This window comes from Dyella sp. 2RAB6, from assembly GCF_052115385.1.
Lineage (GTDB): Bacteria > Pseudomonadota > Gammaproteobacteria > Xanthomonadales > Rhodanobacteraceae > Dyella_D.
In genome coordinates, this window is the sequence record NZ_JBFRGP010000002.1 from 210,463 (window position 1) to 228,177 (window position 17,715).

A 17,715-nucleotide genomic window follows, 5' to 3' on the forward strand; every position below is an offset into this window, starting at 1 on the left:
TGCCGCCATGCCCGCGAGGAACTTGCCATGATTCAGCGTTTCGATGCCGTCGTGATCGGTGCCGGCCAGGCCGGTCCACCACTGGCCGAGCAGTTGGGCAAAGCCGGTAAGCGCGTGGCGGTGATCGAGCGCAAGCTGGTCGGCGGTACCTGCGTCAACACCGGTTGCATCCCGACCAAGGCGATGGTGGCGAGTGCGTACGTCGCGCATATGGCCGGGCGCGCGCATGAGTACGGCGTGCTGGGCAGCGATGGCGCGAAGGTCGACATGCAGCGCGTGTGGGAGCGCACGCAGGGCATTTCCGGCAAGGCGCGCAACGGGGTCGAGCAATGGTTGCGCGGCATGCCCCAGGTCAGCTTGCTCGAAGGGCATGCGCGTTTCGAATCGCCCCGGCGCTTGCGCATGGGCGACGAGCTGATCGAGGCGGAGTCGTTCTTCATCAACGTCGGCGGCCGCGCCGCGGTGCCGGATTTCCCGGGCATTCGCGACGTTCCCTTCCTGACCAACACCGGCATGATGGAACTGCGCGAACTGCCGGAGCATCTGCTGATCGTCGGCGGCAGCTATATCGGCCTGGAGTTCGGGCAGATGTTCCGGCGCTTCGGTTCGAAGGTGACCATCGTCGAGCGGTCCGAGCGCTTCCTGCCGCGCGAGGATGCCGATGTGGCGGACGCGGTGCTGGCGATGCTGCGCGACGAGGGCATTACCGTGCATCTGGGCGCGGAGTGCATCGCGCTGAAAGGCACGGCCGGCGCGATAAAGATCAAGGCGCGCGGCAATCAGCTATGCGAGCAGGCGGTGGGCACGCATCTGCTGCTGGCGGTCGGCCGCCAACCGAATACGGACGACCTGGGCTTGGACCAGGCCGGCGTGGCCATGGACGAGCGCGGCAACATCAAGGTGGACGACCACGGCCGCAGCAACGTGCCGCATATCTGGGCGATGGGCGACTGCAACGGCAAGGGCGCGTTTACGCATACCTCGTACAACGATTACGAGATCGTCGCCGATGCCGTGCTGGGCCAGGGCCGGCGCCGCATCTCCGAGCGCATCCAGGCCTATAGCCTGTTCACCGATCCGCCGCTGGCACGCATCGGCATGAGCGAGCAGGAGGCGCGCAAGTCGGGCCGCCAGATACTGGTCGGCACGCGGCCGATGACGCGGGTGGGGCGGGCGGTCGAGCGCGGCGAGACGCTGGGCTTCATGAAAGTGGTGGTCGATGGCGCCAGCAAGGAATTGCTGGGCGCGGCGATCTTCGGCATCAATGGCGACGAGGCGATTCATTGCCTGCTGGATACGATGTACGCCAAGGCGCCATACACGACGGTCGCCGAGGCAGTGCACATCCACCCCACCGTGGCCGAACTGCTGCCCACGACGCTGCAAAGCCTGACGTAGGTTGGGGTGAGCCAACGGCGAACCCCAACGAACCTCGCACTATGACGACACGTTAGGGTTCGCTACGTCCCCTCAAACTACGCGATTGCGTCGGCCCGCCGGGCCAGCGTCCCGGAAACGAAACGCAAGGCCACGCCGGCCAGGCACAGCAGCACCGCGGTGACCTTCATGTGCGCGCTGAACAACGCCACCGCACCGAACAGTATCGCGACGAACAGGTCCCGCAGCAGCCAGCTCCAGGCCCGCGGCGCGGGCACGTCCGGCGCCAGCTTGCCGATAAAGGAGGCGTAGCCCCAGGAGGCGGCGAGGCACAGGTAGTTGGTCATCAGGGCCAGCGAGTAGACCAGCATGCCCTCGTTGGATTCGCTGCCGGCCGCGGTCAGCAGGACCCGGATCACCACCGGCATCAGCGACACCACGCTGAGCACCGCCAGGGTGAGCAGGGTCATCGGCGTGTCCACGTGGCGCAGATGGGTGAGCACGCGCCGGTGCTGCATCCACACGCCGCCGACGATGAAGAAGCTGAGGAAGTAGATCAGCAGCGGCGTGGCCCATTGCGCGAACAGGCCGTGCGCGCCGGCGGCTTCCTCGGGCTTCAATTCCACCGCCGACAGGGTGAGGGCGATGGCGAATACGCCGTCGGACAGCATCACCAGGCGGTCGAAATGACGCTGGTGCACGTGGTGCTCCCGCACGGGCAACTGATGATTGGCTTCCACGTTGGACCTTCCCCCAAGGTTGATGCCGTAATGATGCACTAGTGGGTGGGGTGGTCGTAAGGTGTTGCGTCGCCAAATCCTTCGCCCTTGCGGGGAGAGGAAGGTGGCGGCAGCCGGATGAGGTGCCGGCGCTCGCGATAACGTTGCTACAGAGCGAGGCGAGGCTTTTGAGGCCGTAACGATCCTTGGCTCACCACTCCGCCCGGCCCCTCACCCCAACCCTCTCCCCGGTGGGGAGAGGGGGCTGGCAGCGAAGGGGCGAGTGTTTGACACGGGCAAGCACGCATCGTTGTGAAGAAAAAGTGCAGGCCATTCATCGACATCATTCAGACGTCTAAATGTCCGATCGCTTGCGCACGAAACGGTTGACAATCGCCTGACGCCAATGCAAGTTTGCCGCGAACCCGAACGGACCCGTTCCTTCGGGTTTTATAGGGGGCGGGATTTAGATCGATCCATGTAAGGGATTGCCGGCCGGTCTCGGGCTACAGGTGCATCGCTTCCTTCGCGCACTTGCTTGCCGTCGCGCCGTCACCCGGCGCGTTCATCTCGTCCATAGGCCCAAGCCAGCGATGGGGATGAAAGATGATCGAAGCGACGCAGCGCCTGCCGTTCAAGCCCGCTTGGTCCAGGCATGCCCTGGTTCTTGCACTTGCCATCGGTTCGATGGCCTCCGGCGGGGCCTTCGCCCAGTCGACCACCGGAACGATCTTCGGCCAGGTCGCCGCCAGCGGCGGCGAAACGGTGCTGATCGAAAACGCCAATGGCTTCAAGCGCGAGGTGGGCGTGGATGCGCGCGGCCGCTATGTCGCCGCGCAGTTGCCGCTGGGCACGTACACGGTGTCGCTGCGCCGTGCTGGTCAGACGGTCGACTCGCGCAATCAGGTTGCGCTGCAGGTCGGCGCGGGCACCGACGTGTCCTTCATGGGTGGCGCAGCCGGTGGCAAGCAGGCCACCAACCTCGGTGCGGTTACCGTGGTCGGCAATGCGCTGCCGGCGATCGACGTCACCAGCGTCGACTCGCGCACCGTCATCACCGCCGAACAACTCGCCAGGCTGCCCCTGGTCCGCTCCGCCGAAGCGGCCGCGCTGCTGGCACCTGGCGTCAACCGCAACAGCGCCAACTTCACCACCGCCACCGGTAAGCCGCTGGTGAGCTTCGGTGGTTCGGCCGCAACCGAGAACGCGTATTACATCAACGGTTTCAACACCACCGATCCGCTCAACGGCCACGGCGGCATCACGCTGCCGTATGGTGCGATCGACCAGCAGGAAGTCTTTACCGGCGGCTATAGCGCGCAATACGGGCGCTCCGATGGCGGTGTGATCAACCAGGTGGGCAAGCGCGGCAGCAATGCCTGGCATGTCGGCGCCCAGGTGTTGTGGGAACCTGCCTCGACGCGCAGCGATTACACCGACCTTTACTACGCCAACGGCACGCCATCGTCGCCGGTGGCGGGGCGCCTGTACGACCCCAAGAGCGGCAACAAGGTCTGGACCACCACGGTCAGCGCCTACGCCGGCGGTCCGCTGGTCAAGGACAAGCTGTTCTTCTTCCTGGCCGGTGAGTTCGAGCGGCAGCAGGGCGCCAACGTCAACGCGGTCGACAACAGCAAGCCTTACCAGACCTATCGCTACGACAGCCCGCGCTGGTACGGCAAGCTGGATTGGAATATCAGCGAAAACCATATCCTCGAACTGACCGGCGCCTCGGACAAGCGCAACGGCAGCGGTTCGGTCTACCGCTACGATTACAACGGGCGCCGCCAGGGCGCACTGATCAATGCCGACGACAACACCAAGGTCGGCGGCGATCTCCACGTGGCCAAGTACACCGGCTATCTCACCGACAACCTCACGCTGAGCGCGATGTACGGCGAGATGAAGACCCGCGACTACGACGTGCCCGGCAGTTACAACGGCGACCTGACCTACGTCAGCGGCATCACCAACCAGAATCCGGCGCTCAATGGCGGCGCACCGCACGGCAACAACCAGACTGTTTCCACGCTCTACGATCCGGCCCGCGGCAACAAGAGCACCAATACGCGCCTGGATATCAGCTATCACCTGGGCGACCACATGCTCAGCGCCGGTATCGACAATCAGCGCTCGGAGGCGCTCAACCAGGGCAACCGCAATTCCGGACCGGGCTATACCTGGCAGTACGGCCATACCAATACGCCGAACCTGCCGCTGGTCTCGGGCCTGGGCGTATCGGCGCCGGCGAATTTCCCGAACGGGCAGGGCGGTTACTACGTACAGAAGAATGTCGCCAACAACGCGGTGAGCGTGCGCTCGATGCAGCGTGCGCAATACGTCGAGGACAAATGGCAGGTCAGCGATCGCTGGTTGCTTTCGCTGGGCCTGCGCAACGACCAGTTCACCGACTACAACCCCAGCGGCGCGGCCTTCATCACCCAGACCAAGCCGCAATGGGCGCCGCGGCTCGGTTTCAGCTGGGACGTCAACGGCGATTCCAGCTTCAAGGTGTATGGCAACGTGGGCCGCTACTACCTGAGCATGCCGCTCAATCCGGCCACCGGCGCGGCGGCCGGCTATGTGGGCACGCAGCAGTACTACACCTACGGCGGCATCGCCGCGGATGGCACGCCCACCGGGCTGACCGTGATGTCCAATCCGGTGTCGGCGAATAACTCCTTCGGCATTCCACCGGACCCGCGCACGGTGACCGCGCAGAACATCAAGGCGGAGAACCAGGACGAATTCATCCTCGGCTTCACCCGGACTGCCGGCTCCGCCTGGGTCTACGGCGCCAAGCTGACCCAGCGCGTCCTGCGCAATGCGATCGACGACTTCTGCGACATCAACCGGGTCCTGGACAAGGCGCAGGCGCTGGGCTACAGCATCGCCTCCAGCAACAGTTGTTATCTGATCAATCCCGGCCGTGCCAACACCTTCAACCTGGTCACCACCGACGGGCACCTGGTCGGTGTTCCCATGAGCAATGCGGAGCTGGGCTTCGACCGCCTGAAGCGCCGCTACTACAGCCTGGAAACCTTCCTCGAGCATCCGTTCGACGGCACCTGGTACGGCAAGCTCGACTACGTGTTTTCGCGCAGCTACGGCAATACCGAGGGCCAGGTGCGCTCGGACCTGCTGCAGGGCGGTGCCTCGGCCAGCGAGGACTGGGACAACTACGCCATCATGGAGCACACCAACGGGCCGCAGAACAACGACCACACCCACGTGCTGAAGCTCTACGGCTACTACCAGCTGACGCAGGAGTGGCAGGTCTCCGGCAATCTCAGCGTGCAGTCCGGCAATCCGCGCATCTGCCTGGGCTACTACGGGCCCGACCACACCGACCCGGTCGGCTATGGCAATGCCTATCACTATTGCGACGGCAAGCCGTCGCCGCCGGGCAGCCACGGCCGCCTGCCCTGGTTGCACCAGCTCGACCTGGGCGTGACTTATCGCCCGCTGTTCGCGGCCAAGCGGCTGGCCTTCAGCGCCAACGTGTTCAATGTCTTCAACGAGCAGCGCCCGACCTTCCTGCAGCCGAACTCCGAGCAGGCGCCGTATTCGCCGAATCCCTTGTTCGGCACGGCGCTGTATCGGGAAGACCCGCGTTATGTGCGCTTGAGCGTGAGTTACGACTACTGACTTCGTCATCCCGGCCTGCGCCGGGATGACGAGAGGGTGGCGCAGTCGGACTCCAGTGACTGACGGGGGCTGTCCCCGCGAGAACTAGCTCCTATACTCCGCCGGCCACGGAGCAAGGGCTTGCGCTCCGGGCCGTCACTCCGTTGCACCTGTGCAGCACTCACCAAAGGCTACATCCGTGACTCTTACCAGGGGCGAGTCGCTGATTTCGCATCGACGTGCCTGCCGGCGCGCATGCCTGCTCGTGCTCGCCTTGTGCCTGTTGGCATGCCAACTCGTGGCGCATGCAGCGCAACTCCCGCTCACCCTGTACGACCAGGGCAGCGGCCTGACCAGCCTCTCGGTGGTGCGCATCTACCAGGACCGCGAAGGCTTCGTGTGGGTCGGCACGGAGAAGGGTTTGTACCGCTTCGACGGCATGGCCTTCAGCCAGGTCGGCGCGGAGCAGGGCTTCCAGGTTTCCGAGGTGATCAGCTTCGACGAGGACGTGGGCGGACGCCTGTGGGTCGGCTCGCGCGCGGGCCTGCAGCTGCGCGAGAACGGCCGCTTCGGCTGGGTGCGTCCCGGCGGCAAGCCGCTGCTGGCCGATCGCGGCCAGACCATGGCGGCCGACGATGCCGGCGGCATGTGGCTGGTCAGCGGCAATCGTTTGTTGCTGCTCAGTCCCGACGGCGCGAACCACTGGAAAGTGAGCGTGCCTTTCAGCGAAGCGCAACGGCAGGCCTTTCCCGGACTGGACAAGGTCAGCGCGGTGTTTCATCGCAATGGCAGCACCTGGTTCGGTTGCGGTGCCGAGCTATGCAGCCTGCGCAACGGACAACTGCAGCGCTACGGCCCCGACGCCGGCGTGCCGGCCGACAAATGGCTGGGCTTCCTCGCCGCGCGCGATGGCAGCCTGTGGGTGCGCGGCATCCACGCGGTGCGCATGCTGGCACCTGGCAGCGAACGGTTCGCCGCGCGCGACATGCCCGGCAACAGCGCCGACGTAGCCGCTTCCAGTATCGATATCGCGCAAGACCACGAAGGCCGCGTGCTGACCCGCAGCTCGACCGGCCTGGCACGTTGGGATGGCCAGCGCTGGAGCTTGTTCGGCAGCGACGATGGCCTGCCGAAAGTCGGCGTGTCGGCGCTGATCGTCGATCAGGACGGCACGCTGTGGATCGGCACCTATGGCCGCGGCCTGCTGCACTGGAGCGGCCGCGATGCGGTGGAGAACTGGACGGCCGCGCAGGGGCTGAGCGGTTCGCTGATCTGGTCGATCGCCCGCGCGCCATCGGGCGCCGTATGGGTAGCCGACGACTGGGGCGGCAGCGTGATCGGTGCAGGGCAGGACCACGCCGAACCGTGGCCGCTCGCGGTGGCGCCGCCGCACCAGACGCGCACCGTGCTGTCCGCCGCGGACGGCTCGGTGTGGTACTTCCTGTTCGACGGCCGCGTGTTGCGCTATGCGCCGGACACCCGCAAGACCAGCGTGATCGCCACCTTGCCGTTCCTGGTGCGCGGCGCCTTCCTGGACAGCCACGGGCGCTTCTGGGCTTACACCCTCGGCGGCCTGTATTCGATCGATGGCGCCAGCGGCCGGATGGAGCGTGCGGCGCCGGAGCTGATTCCCAGCTCGATGTGCTCGGATCTGGCGGAGGACCGCGCGGGACGCTTGTGGGCCGCGTGCCGGGCGGGTTTGTTCCGCTACAGCAACGGGCGCTGGGCGCACGTGCGGGTTGCGCCCGAAGAAGCACTGGGCGGCTACGAGAATGTGGCTGTCACGCCAGATGGCAAGTTGTGGCTCAGCTCATTGCAGCCGGGTTTATTGGGTGGCCCCGCCAGCGATGCGGACAGCGTGACGCTCACGCCGGTGGACGATCCGCTGCTGGCCGATTCGCGCGTCTACTTCCTGCGCGCCGATCGCCGTGGCCGTTTGTGGGTAGGCGGCAACAGCGGCGTGGACGTGCTGAACGCGCAGCGCTGGACGCGCCTCACCTCACGCGATGGCCTGCTGTGGGACGAAACCAATCACGGCGCCTTCCATGCCGACGAGGACGGTTCGGTATGGATCGGCACGCCGATCGGCCTGTCCCATCTGCTCAAGCCGGACGAACTGCTGGCGCCGCGCGAGCTGCATCCGTGGTTCGTCTCGGCGTTCTACAACGGGCATGAACTGGCGGGCAAGCAGGCGGACGTCGACTTCGGCGTGGGTGGCGCCCTGGTGTTGCGCTTCGCCGTGCTTGGCAACAGTTCCGGCAGTCCGGTGCGCTTCCGCTACCGCCTGTCGGATATCGACAACGACTGGGTCGAGGCATCTGTGCGGGAGGTGCGTTACGCCGCATTGCCGCCAGGCACCTATCGTTTCGAACTGCAGGCGATCGACGAAAACCAGCGCCGTCTGTCCGCGCCGATCAGCCTTGGCTTTACCTTGAATCCGCCGTGGTGGCGCAGCACGCCGGCTTTTGCCGGCGCCGTCCTGCTGTTGCTGGCGGCGATCGCGCTGGCCTGGCGCTGGCGCGTGCGCGTGCTGGTCAAGCATGCGCAACGCCTGGAGCAGGCGGTGGCGGTGCGCACCGAACAGTTGCAGAACGCCATGCGCGCACGCGGCATGCTGCTGGCGCGCATCAGCCACGACCTGCGCTCGCCGCTGGCCGGCATCATCGAGAGCGTGCGCCAGTGGCGCCAGGGCGCGCGGCGGCGCGATTACCCCGCGCTGATCGAAGGCAGCGCCCGGCAGCAGCTGGACCTGATCGACGAGCTGCTGGAGTTCTCGCGCGACGAACTCACCGAGCTGGAACTGGTCGAGGCGCCCGGTTATCTGCATGCCTTCCTGCACAGTGTGACCGAACAGGCGACGCTGCTGGCGGAACGGCGCGGCAACCGCTTCGTCACCCGTTACGAGCAAGACCTGCCGGCCCTGGTCAAGCTGGATTTCCGCCGGCTGCGCCAGGTGCTGGCCAACCTGATCGGCAATGCCGCCAAGTTCACTGACGACGGTTACATTCAATTGGCGATCACCGCCGCGCCATCCGTGCAGGGCAGGGTGCAATTGCAGGTCGTGGTGGAAGACAGCGGCATCGGCATCGAGCCGTCCGAGCGCGAGCGCCTCGCGCAGCCGTTCGCCCGCGGCGGCAATGCCACCCACTACGACGGTTATGGCCTGGGCCTGGCGATCGTCACGCAGATTTTGGGGCGGATGGGCAGCCGCTTGAATATCGATGCCGCGCCGGGGGGCGGCAGCCGCTTCGGTTTCGTGCTGGACGTGGCTTTGGCCGAAGAGGGCGAGCTGGATCAGGCGCTGTCCACCGAGGGTGGCGAAGAGATCGATGGCGCGGGGCGGCGCATCCTGGTGGTGGACGATCATCCGCAGAGCCGCGACATGCTGTGCGATCTGCTGGATGGGTTTGGCTTCGAGAGCATGCCGGCGGGATCCGGCGAGGAAGCCTTGGCAGCGTTGCGCGAACAGCCGGTCGAGCTGGTGGTGACGGATCAGTTCATGCCGGGGATGGATGGGTGGGCCTTGCTACGGACTCTGCGGCGCGAGCATCCTGGCCTGCGGGTGCTGCTGTATTCGTCGTTGCCGCCGCGACAGAAGGACGATGGGCTGGCATTCGACGATGCACTGCTCAAGCCCGCGAGCGGAAAGCAACTGCTGGAGCGCATCGACCACCTGCTCGCAGCGCCTGGCGTAGGTTGGGGTGAGCGCAGCGAACCCCAACAGATCCAGCCGGGCGAGATTCCGTCGGGGCTCTAATGCTCCCCCGTGGTGACTCCCGGCAACCTTGCCAACGCCAACTGCTTGCGCAGACTCTGCACCACCCCGCGCGTCGCCGCCGTCAGCGCCATCCCCGACAGGCTCAGCAGATGCACCGGCGTCGGCTCCGGCTCGAAATCCTCGAACACGCGCTGCAGGCGGTTCGCCCGCAGATCCTCCGCGCAGGCATACAGCGGCAACTGCGCCACCCCGGCGCCTTCGCGCGCCGCCACCAGCAGCGTGGACAAATGCCCCGCGCTCAGCGTCGCGGCCGGTTTGCGCACGCGCACGCCGCGCAGCGTCCAGTGGCGCGAGCCGCCGACCGCCGGATAACCCAGGCAGTGCCGGTCTTCCAATTGATCCGGGTGCATTGGCGAACCGAGCCGGCGGAACAGCCGCGGGCTGCCCACCGTCACCATCCGCACGTGACAAAGCTTGTGCGCGACGATGTCGCCGCGGTCCGGCATCTTGTCGTCCATATGCAGCGCCAGGTCCACGCGCTGGGCCAGCAAGGCTTCGATGCCGCCGTTCATGCTCAGCGAAAGATGCAGGCGCTCGTGCTGCGTCGACACCGCCACCAGCGCCTGCGACAGCAGGTCGCCGGCCAGGTCCGGCACGTCGATGCGCACGCGTCCGCCGGGATTGCCTGCGGCATCCTGCACCGCATGGATGGCTGCCTCCGCCGACTCGCACATCAGCAAGGCATGGCGATAGACCTCATTGCCCAGCGGGGTCACCGCGAAATGGCGTGCGTTGCGCAACAGCAACTGCGCGCCCAGGCGCTGCTCCAGCCCGACGATGCGGCGGCTGAGCAGCGAACGCGTCATGCCGGTCTGCCGCGCCGCGGCGGCGAATCCGCCGGCCTCGATCACGCAGGTCAGCAGGTAGAGGTCGTTGAGATTGTCGGTCAGCTGCATGGTGCGGGTACGGCAAGCCAGCGCCGGAGTGGCGACGGACGCAGCTTAGGCGGCTGCAAGCGGGGCAGGCTTTGCCTGGGCGGACCGCCGCTTTGCCCGGGCGTACGGTGCAACGAAAGCCGCTATATACTCGCCAGGCTCGTGCGGCTGGATGGCCACGGGCGGTTGGCAGCGGCCTCGGCCGCCGACAGGGGGAAACATGCCAGCGCAGGCGTCACCGCACATCCTGGTGATCGACGATTCGCCGGAAGAACTTCGCCACCTGCAGCAACTGCTGCGGGGCGAAGGTTATCGGGTGACCCTGGCCACCGACGGGCGGCAGGGCTTCCAGCGCGCCATGGCGCTGCAGCCGGACCTGATCCTGCTCGACGTGCGCATGCCGGTGCTCGATGGCTTCGCCACCTGCCGCCTGCTGAAGGAGGCGCCGCGCACGCAGCACGTGCCGGTGATTTTCCTGAGTTCCGCCGGTGCGCTGGAAGAACGCCTCGAAGGCCTGACCCACGGCGGCGTCGACTACGTGCTCAAGCCCAGCCACCCCGACGAAGTGCTGGCCCGCGTGCGCATCCACCTGCGGCTGGGGCCGCGCGCGCATGCGGCGGCGCCGGCGGATGCGGAGAGCTTTCTGTCGCACGACGAGATCACCCTGCGCGCCGCGGTGCGGCTGATCCGCGAGCAGTTGGCCGCGCTGCCGCCGCTGGAGGAGATCGCGCGCAAGGTCGGCACGCACGACAAGCGCCTGTCGGCGATCTTCCGCCAGCACATGGGCACCACCGTGTTCGCCTGGATCCGCGAGGAGCGCCTGCGCAAGGGGCGCGAGCTGTTGACGGAAACCTCGCTGGGCCTGCAGGACATCGCCGAGAGCGTGGGCTTCCGCAGCTCCTGCAACTTCATCACCGCGTTCCGCGAGCGCATGGGCGTCACGCCGAACCAGTTCCGCAAGGCGTCCCACAGCGACGAGCTGGCGACGAGCGAGTAGGGCCACCGTGCCGCGCAAGCATCAACGCGCGCCGGTTCACAGTTTTGTCACTGCGCGATTGAAGCCACCGCACGAATGCGGTTGAGTACAACGCGCTTCGGTTTGCCGTGTCGGTTTGCCAACTTCGCAAGCTCCATCGCCCGCCAAGTCAGTCCCGCGCTGCCGCTTCGGCAAAATCGCTCGCCACTCGCCGCGACGCCGTCTTCCCCGCTAAATAGCCATCTTTCCCCAACGCTCCGATGCCAACCGCGGCACGGCAAAGTTTTGGCGCGGCGGAAGTGCGTCCCGCCGCGCAATACGCAAGTTCCCACAGCGCCACCTTCCGCCGCGTCCTGTGCCGCGCTTACGATCCGCGCCGCTGACGACACCGATTCGGTGTGGATGGGACATGCCGACATTGGCCTGGCTTGCACGCGAAGAGTCGCGAAGCCAACGCCAAAGGGGGTAACCGGTGTCGTCAGCAAGGCTTTCGCGCTGAGGTTGTGACGGCAGCTGCAGGGACTGCCGCCGACACCTCCTCACCCCATCTCTAGCCGCCACAAGGGCGCAACCGTCCTGCTTTCGAGCAGTGGCGGCCAGGGGCTTTTTGCCGTCTGCATGCACCTCGCCGGATCCGGCGAGGCGGGTACGGCTGCGCCACTTTCCGACCAGGTCGTTCCGCCGCGCGGGACGCCACGAGCATGAGAGTGAAGGCATATGTCCGCTTTGCCGGGTAGTTATCGCGGGACAGGGAAACGCGCAAGGGCGACGCTCTACCAGAAGATCTTCGCCTTGCTGGCGTTGTTGCTGCTGGGCATGGCCATGCCGACGGTGGCGCAGGCCAACGAATGCCGCATGGCCGACCCCAATTCCAAGGGCGCGCACGTCGACGAGATCTGCTGGTTGCAGCTCGATGGCGTCACCTTGAATGCCAATGGCTCGACGCCGCTGACCTTCAACCTGCCGGACGGCTCGTCCATGACCTTCACGGTCGACGTGAGCAACGTGGGCGCCAGCGCCGGCCTCAAGGGCGTGCAGGCGCCAAGCTGGACCGGCTCGCAGTTCAGCGGCAGCACCGGCTACTACACGATCTACAAGCCGAACACGGCCGCGCTGTATACCAACAGCGGCAGCACCGGCAACGACACCACGGTGGCCTTGCGCGACATCCACCTGTTCGGCCCCAGCGGGGTGGAAAGCACCAACGCGTTCGAGATGGTGGTCGCCGACGGCGAAAGCACCAACAGCAACGAATATCTCGACTTCGGCGTGGTTTCCGGCGGCAGCGCGTTCAACCTGGTGGAATGGCTGGGTGCTTCGGCGGCCAACAACCTCGCCTACGGTGCACCCGGCAGCGCCGGCGTGCCCAGCACGCCGACCTCGGCCTGCGCCGGCATGATCGATTGCATCCGCATGGTCGGCAAAAGCGGCACCGCCAACGCGGTGGTGTTCTCCACCACGCGCACCGGCTCGCCGTTCACCGTGCTGGGCCAGGTGCACACCAACAGCAGCAGCCTGCAGGGCTTCGCCTTCGGCGTGCGCTGGGGCGGCGTGCGCTTGCGCAAGGCGCTGCCGAACGGCCGCCTGGACGGCAGCGACCAGTTCACCTATCGCGTGATCAACGTGAAGGGCCAGGAGATCATCAACACCTCCACCACCGGCGCGGCCACCGGTAACTACGCCTACATCAGCGGCCAGGCCACCATGCCGGGCAATGTGATCACGCTGAAGGAGGAGATGGCGCCGGGCAGCAAGTCCACGCTGGACCAGTACGACCGCAACATCGTCTGCAGCAATGGCAACCCGGGCTCCGCCACGGCGTTGCCCAGCGGCAGCTTCGATCCGGCCAACCCGCCCAAGGTCGACCTGCAACAGCTCGGCGACCGGGTGGATTGCACGCTGAGCAATATCCCGCGCTTGGTGGACCTGAAGCTGGTGAAATCCGCCCCCGCCACCGTGCAGGCCGGCCAGCCGCTGAGCTATACGCTCGCGATCAGCAACAACGGCACGCATACCGCCACCGGCGCGACGTTTACCGACAGCATGCCGGTGGGCGTCACCGGCGTCAGCGCCGGCGGCGTGAGCTGCGGCAGCGCCGCCAACGGCGCGCTGTGCGGCGCGCTCGGCGTGAACGTCACCGGCAGCGATGCCGCGGGCTACACCATCACCGGTGCGATCCAGAGCCTGCCGGCGAACGGCAGCGTGGTGGTGACCATCAACGCCACGGCGCCGATCAGCACCATCGGCACGCTGAGCAACACCGCCACCGTCAAGCTGGCAGGCACCGACACCACCGTCGGCGAGCCCACCGCCAGTACCGGCGACAACACCTCGACCGCCACCACCACCGTGCAAGGCACGCCCGCGCTGCAGGTGAGCAAGACCGCCACGCTCAACGACGCCAATGGCAATGCCAAGGCCGACGCGGGCGAGACCATCAGCTACGCCATCACCGCCACCAACAGCGGCAACCTCACGCTGAACGGTCTGACCGTGTCCGACCCGATGGCCGGCGGCACCGCGCTGGCGTGTTCGCCCACCTCGATCGATCCGGGCAAGACCGCCAACTGCGGCAGCTTCGTCTACACCGTGACGCAGGCGGACGTGGATGCGGGCGTTGCGCTGCATAACGTCGCCACCATCACCGGCACGCCGCCGGGTGGCGGTTCGCCGGTCACCTCGACCGGCACCACCGACACGCCGATCGGCGACGTGCAGATCGTCGCCAGGAACGACAGCTACAGCGTGGCCAACGGCGCCAATGGCGGCAGCACCGGCAACGTGGTCGGCAACGACCAGTTCGGCGCAGTCACCGGGCCGGCGATCGGCACCACCAAGGGCCAGGTGGCATTGACCTGGGGCAGCGTCGGCAATCCTCCCGCAACCGGCGGCTTCACCCTCAACGGCGACGGCACCATCACCGTCAAGCCCGGCACTCCGGCGGGTACCTACAAGATTCCGTACACCCTCTGCGACGCCGTGCATCCGGCCAATTGCGCCAATGCCGAAGCCGATGTGACGGTAGGCGCGGCCGCGATCGTCGCCACGCCCGACAGCTATAGCGGCATCGACGGCGGCGTGGGCCAGGCCAACGCCGGCAATGTGCTGGACAACGACAGCTTGAATGGCGCGAAGACCACGCCGTCCACCGTCAACCTGACGGTGACGACGCCGGCCAGCAACCCCAACGTGAAGCTGGACCCGGCCACGGGCGAAGTCTCGGTCGCGCCGGGTACGCCGGCCGGCACGTACACCATCACGTATCAGATCTGCGAAAAGCTCAACCCGAGCAACTGTGCCAGCACCACCGCCAGCGTCACCGTCGCCGCCGGCAAGATCGCCGCGACCAACGACAACTACACCGGCATCAACAGCAACCTCGGTAATCCGCATGCCGGCAACGTGCTGGACAACGACACGCTCAATGGCAGCGCCGCGGCCATCTCGACGGTCGCGCTGACCGTTACCGCGCCGGCCAGCAATCCCAACGTCAAGCTCGATCCGGCGACGGGCGAGGTATCGGTGGCGCCGGGTACGCCGGCGGGCACTTACACCATCGGCTACTCCATTTGCGAAAAGCTCAACCCGAGCAACTGCGCTACCGCCACGGCGACCGCCACGGTGGTGGCCGGTCCGATCACCGCGGGCAGCGACAGTTATTCGGGCGTCTCCAGCGCCGGCAATCCATCCGTCGGCAATGCGCTGGACAACGACACGCTCAACGGCGCCAAGGCCACGCCGGCCACCGTCAACACGACGGTGACGATGCCAGCCAGCAACCCGAACGTGAAGCTGGATCCGGCCACCGGCAACGTCTCGGTCGCACCAGGCACGCCCGCCGGTACCTACACGATCGGCTATAGCATTTGCGACAAGATCAACCCGGCCAGCTGCGCCAGCGCCACGATCCAGGTGATCGTGGCCGCCGGCAAGATCGTCGCCACCAACGACGCCTACACGGGTATCGATGGCGGCGTCGGCCAGCCGAACGCCGGCAATGTGCTGGACAACGACACGCTCGATGGCGTGAAAGCCACGCCGTCCACCGTCAACCTCACGGTGACGACGCCAGCCAGCAACCCGAACGTGAAGCTGGATCCGGCCACGGGCCAGGTCTCGGTGGCACCGGGCACGCCGGCCGGCACGTACAGCATCGGCTACAACATTTGCGAGAAGCTCAACCCGGCCAACTGCGCCACCGCGACGGCCAGCGTCACCGTCATCGCCGGCAAGATCGTCGCCACCGGCGACAACTACACCGGCATCGATGGCGGCGCGGGCAATCCGTCGGTCGGCAATGTGCTGGACAACGACACGCTCAACGGCACGAAGGTCACGCCGTCCACGGTGACGGTGTCGATCACTACACCGCCGAGCAACCCGAACGTGAAGCTGGACCCGGCGACGGGCAATGTCTCGGTCGCTCCGGGCACACCTGCCGGCACCTACACCATCACCTACCAGATCTGCGAGAAGCTCAATCCGGGCAATTGCAGTTTGGCCACCGCCAGCATCACGGTCGCCGCCGGCAAGATCGTCGCCACCGATGACAGCTACACCGGCATCGATGGCGGTGCGGGTAAGCCCAACGCCGGCAATGTGCTGGACAACGACACGCTCGACGGTGCCAAGGCCACGCCGGCCAACGTCAACCTCACGGTGACGACGCCGGCCAGCAACCCGAACGTGCAGCTCGATCCGGCCACCGGCCAGGTCGCGGTCGCGCCGGGCACGCCGGCTGGCACGTACAGCATCGGCTACACCATCTGCGAAAAGCTCAACCCGTCCAACTGCAAGAGCGCCGTGGCCACGGTGGCGGTGGTGTCGCTGCCGCTGCAGGCGGTCAACGACGACTACCGCACGACGCCGATCAACGGCGCCACCGGCGGCACGCCCGGCAAGGTGCTGGGCAACGACACCCAGGGCGGCGCGGTCATCGGCGATCCGGGCCGCGTGATCACCACCCTGGTCGATAACGGCGGGCTGCGTGGCGCGTCGATCGGCCCGGACGGCAGCATCATCGTTCCGGCCGGTACCGCGCGCGGCACCTACACGCTGAACTACCGCATCTGCGACACGCTCCTGCGCACCAACTGCAGCACCGCCTCGATCACCCTGGCGGTGAGCGACGACGCGCTGCTGCACGTGAGCAAGCAGGCCACGCCGCAGACGGTGAAGGTCGGCGACGTGGTGCGCTACACGGTGACCATCCAGAACCCGGGCAAGGCGGACGTGCACCAGGCCGTACTGGCCGACGCGCCTCCGGTGGGCTTCACCCTGGTGGCCGATTCGCTCAACGTCGGCACTTCCGGTGGGCGCCTTGCGGGCAGCAGCCCGATCCGTATCGAAGGCATCGACGTCGCTGCCGGCAAGAGCATCAGCGTGGTGTATCTGCTGCGCGTCGGCCCGGGCGCGTCCGCCCGCGGCGAGTACGTCAACACCGCGCAGATGCTGCTCAATGGCGTGCTCACCAGCAATGTGGCGCAGGCCACGGTGCAGCGCGACGCCGATCCGTTGTTCGAGGACAGCCGCGCATTCGGCACCGTGTTCGACGACCGCAACGGCGACGGCTGGCAGGCCAGCGCCACCGCCGATGGCCTGCGCGTGCAGGGTGGCTTTGCGCCGGGCGCGTACATCGCCGGTTCCACCACGGTGGATCGCGGGCAGGGTCCGCAGCCGGAAGCGGATGCGAGCGCACCGCTGCTGCACGGTATTGCCTTGGGTTCGCTGCGTGGCCGCGATACCGTCGCGCAGCCGGAAAACCTGCGCCGCATCGTTGTTTCCCAGCGCCTGCGCCAGGCGGATTTCACCGGCGATTTCCAGCTCACCAGCGCCGCCGGCACCACGCTGCGCCTGCGCAGCGGCGGCCAGAGCGACACCGTACTGAGCGGCGATGCGGCTTCGGGCCATTCGGCCGAGAAGCTCAGCGTGGAACGCGTGGTGACCACCGAAGCGAACGGCAACCTGCGCGTGGACTACGTCATCGTCAACCGCGGCGTGGACGAGCGCGGCATCCCCGGCGTGCGCATCGGCACGGTGGAAGGCAACCTGATCGAGACCGATGCCTACGGCCGCTTCCATCTGGAAGGCATCGACGTGCCGAACATGGCGCGCGGCCGCAACTTCATCATGAAGGTCGACCCCGCGACCCTGCCGCCGGACAGCGAGTTCAGCACGCCCAATCCGCAGGTCAAGCGCATTACCCAGGGCATTCCCGCGCGCTTCGACTTCGGCGTGAAGTTGCCTGAGCAGGCCTTGCCTGCACCGCGGAACGACCACCCGGATGGACCACCGGAGCCCGCCGCCACGCGCGGCGACCAGCAGACGGGAGGGCAGCCATGAACGCCCGCCGCGCTCACTCTC

At 66.8% G+C, this 17,715-nt stretch carries 7 protein-coding genes; 5 read left to right on the forward strand and 2 right to left on the reverse strand.

The window, feature by feature from the left end; genetic code table 11:
• Positions 1-27 precede the first annotated feature (27 nt).
• Positions 28-1,398, forward strand: a complete 1,371-nt coding sequence (locus AB4083_RS04935; protein ID WP_441606639.1) for an FAD-containing oxidoreductase — start codon at positions 28-30, stop codon at positions 1,396-1,398.
• Positions 1,399-1,475: 77 nt separating this feature from the next.
• On the opposite strand, the gene AB4083_RS04940 is transcribed toward AB4083_RS04935, so the two are convergent.
• A complete protein-coding gene (locus tag AB4083_RS04940; RefSeq protein ID WP_441606640.1) occupies positions 1,476-2,117 on the reverse strand; it encodes a TMEM175 family protein in 642 nt (213 codons plus the stop codon).
• Positions 2,118-2,702: 585 nt separating this feature from the next.
• Here AB4083_RS04940 and AB4083_RS04945 point away from each other — a divergent pair.
• A complete protein-coding gene (locus AB4083_RS04945) occupies positions 2,703-5,744 on the forward strand; it encodes a TonB-dependent receptor domain-containing protein (RefSeq protein ID WP_441606641.1) in 3,042 nt (1,013 codons plus the stop codon).
• Positions 5,745-5,922: 178 nt separating this feature from the next.
• A complete protein-coding gene (locus AB4083_RS04950; protein WP_441606642.1) occupies positions 5,923-9,480 on the forward strand; it encodes a two-component regulator propeller domain-containing protein in 3,558 nt (1,185 codons plus the stop codon).
• Here AB4083_RS04950 and AB4083_RS04955 read toward each other — a convergent pair.
• Positions 9,477-10,397, reverse strand: coding sequence for a LysR family transcriptional regulator (locus AB4083_RS04955; protein WP_441606643.1), 921 nt, complete (start codon positions 10,395-10,397; stop codon positions 9,477-9,479). The two genes, AB4083_RS04950 and AB4083_RS04955, sit on opposite strands and share 4 nt — an antisense overlap.
• A 199-nt stretch (positions 10,398-10,596) precedes the next feature.
• Here AB4083_RS04955 and AB4083_RS04960 point away from each other — a divergent pair, with 199 nt between their 5' ends.
• Together AB4083_RS04960 and AB4083_RS04965 are read left to right on the forward strand one after the other, a co-directional pair.
• On the forward strand, positions 10,597-11,373 hold the full coding sequence (locus AB4083_RS04960; RefSeq protein WP_167256172.1) for a response regulator: 777 nt from the start codon (positions 10,597-10,599) through the stop codon (positions 11,371-11,373).
• Positions 11,374-12,069: 696 nt separating this feature from the next.
• On the forward strand, positions 12,070-17,694 hold the full coding sequence (locus AB4083_RS04965) for a beta strand repeat-containing protein (RefSeq protein ID WP_441606644.1): 5,625 nt from the start codon (positions 12,070-12,072) through the stop codon (positions 17,692-17,694).
• Positions 17,695-17,715 lie beyond the last annotated feature (21 nt).

What these genes read in the sequence shown, in the direction of transcription:
- AB4083_RS04965 (WP_441606644.1), top strand. Translation starts at nt 12,070, where the DNA reads ATGTCCGCTTTGCCGGGTAGTTATCGCGGGACAGGGAAACGCGCAAGG.
- AB4083_RS04945 (WP_441606641.1), top strand. Translation starts at nt 2,703, where the DNA reads ATGATCGAAGCGACGCAGCGCCTGCCGTTCAAGCCCGCTTGGTCCAGG.
- AB4083_RS04960 (WP_167256172.1), top strand. Translation starts at nt 10,597, where the DNA reads ATGCCAGCGCAGGCGTCACCGCACATCCTGGTGATCGACGATTCGCCG.
- AB4083_RS04955 (WP_441606643.1), bottom strand. Translation starts at nt 10,397, where the DNA reads ATGCAGCTGACCGACAATCTCAACGACCTCTACCTGCTGACCTGCGTG.
- AB4083_RS04935 (WP_441606639.1), top strand. Translation starts at nt 28, where the DNA reads ATGATTCAGCGTTTCGATGCCGTCGTGATCGGTGCCGGCCAGGCCGGT.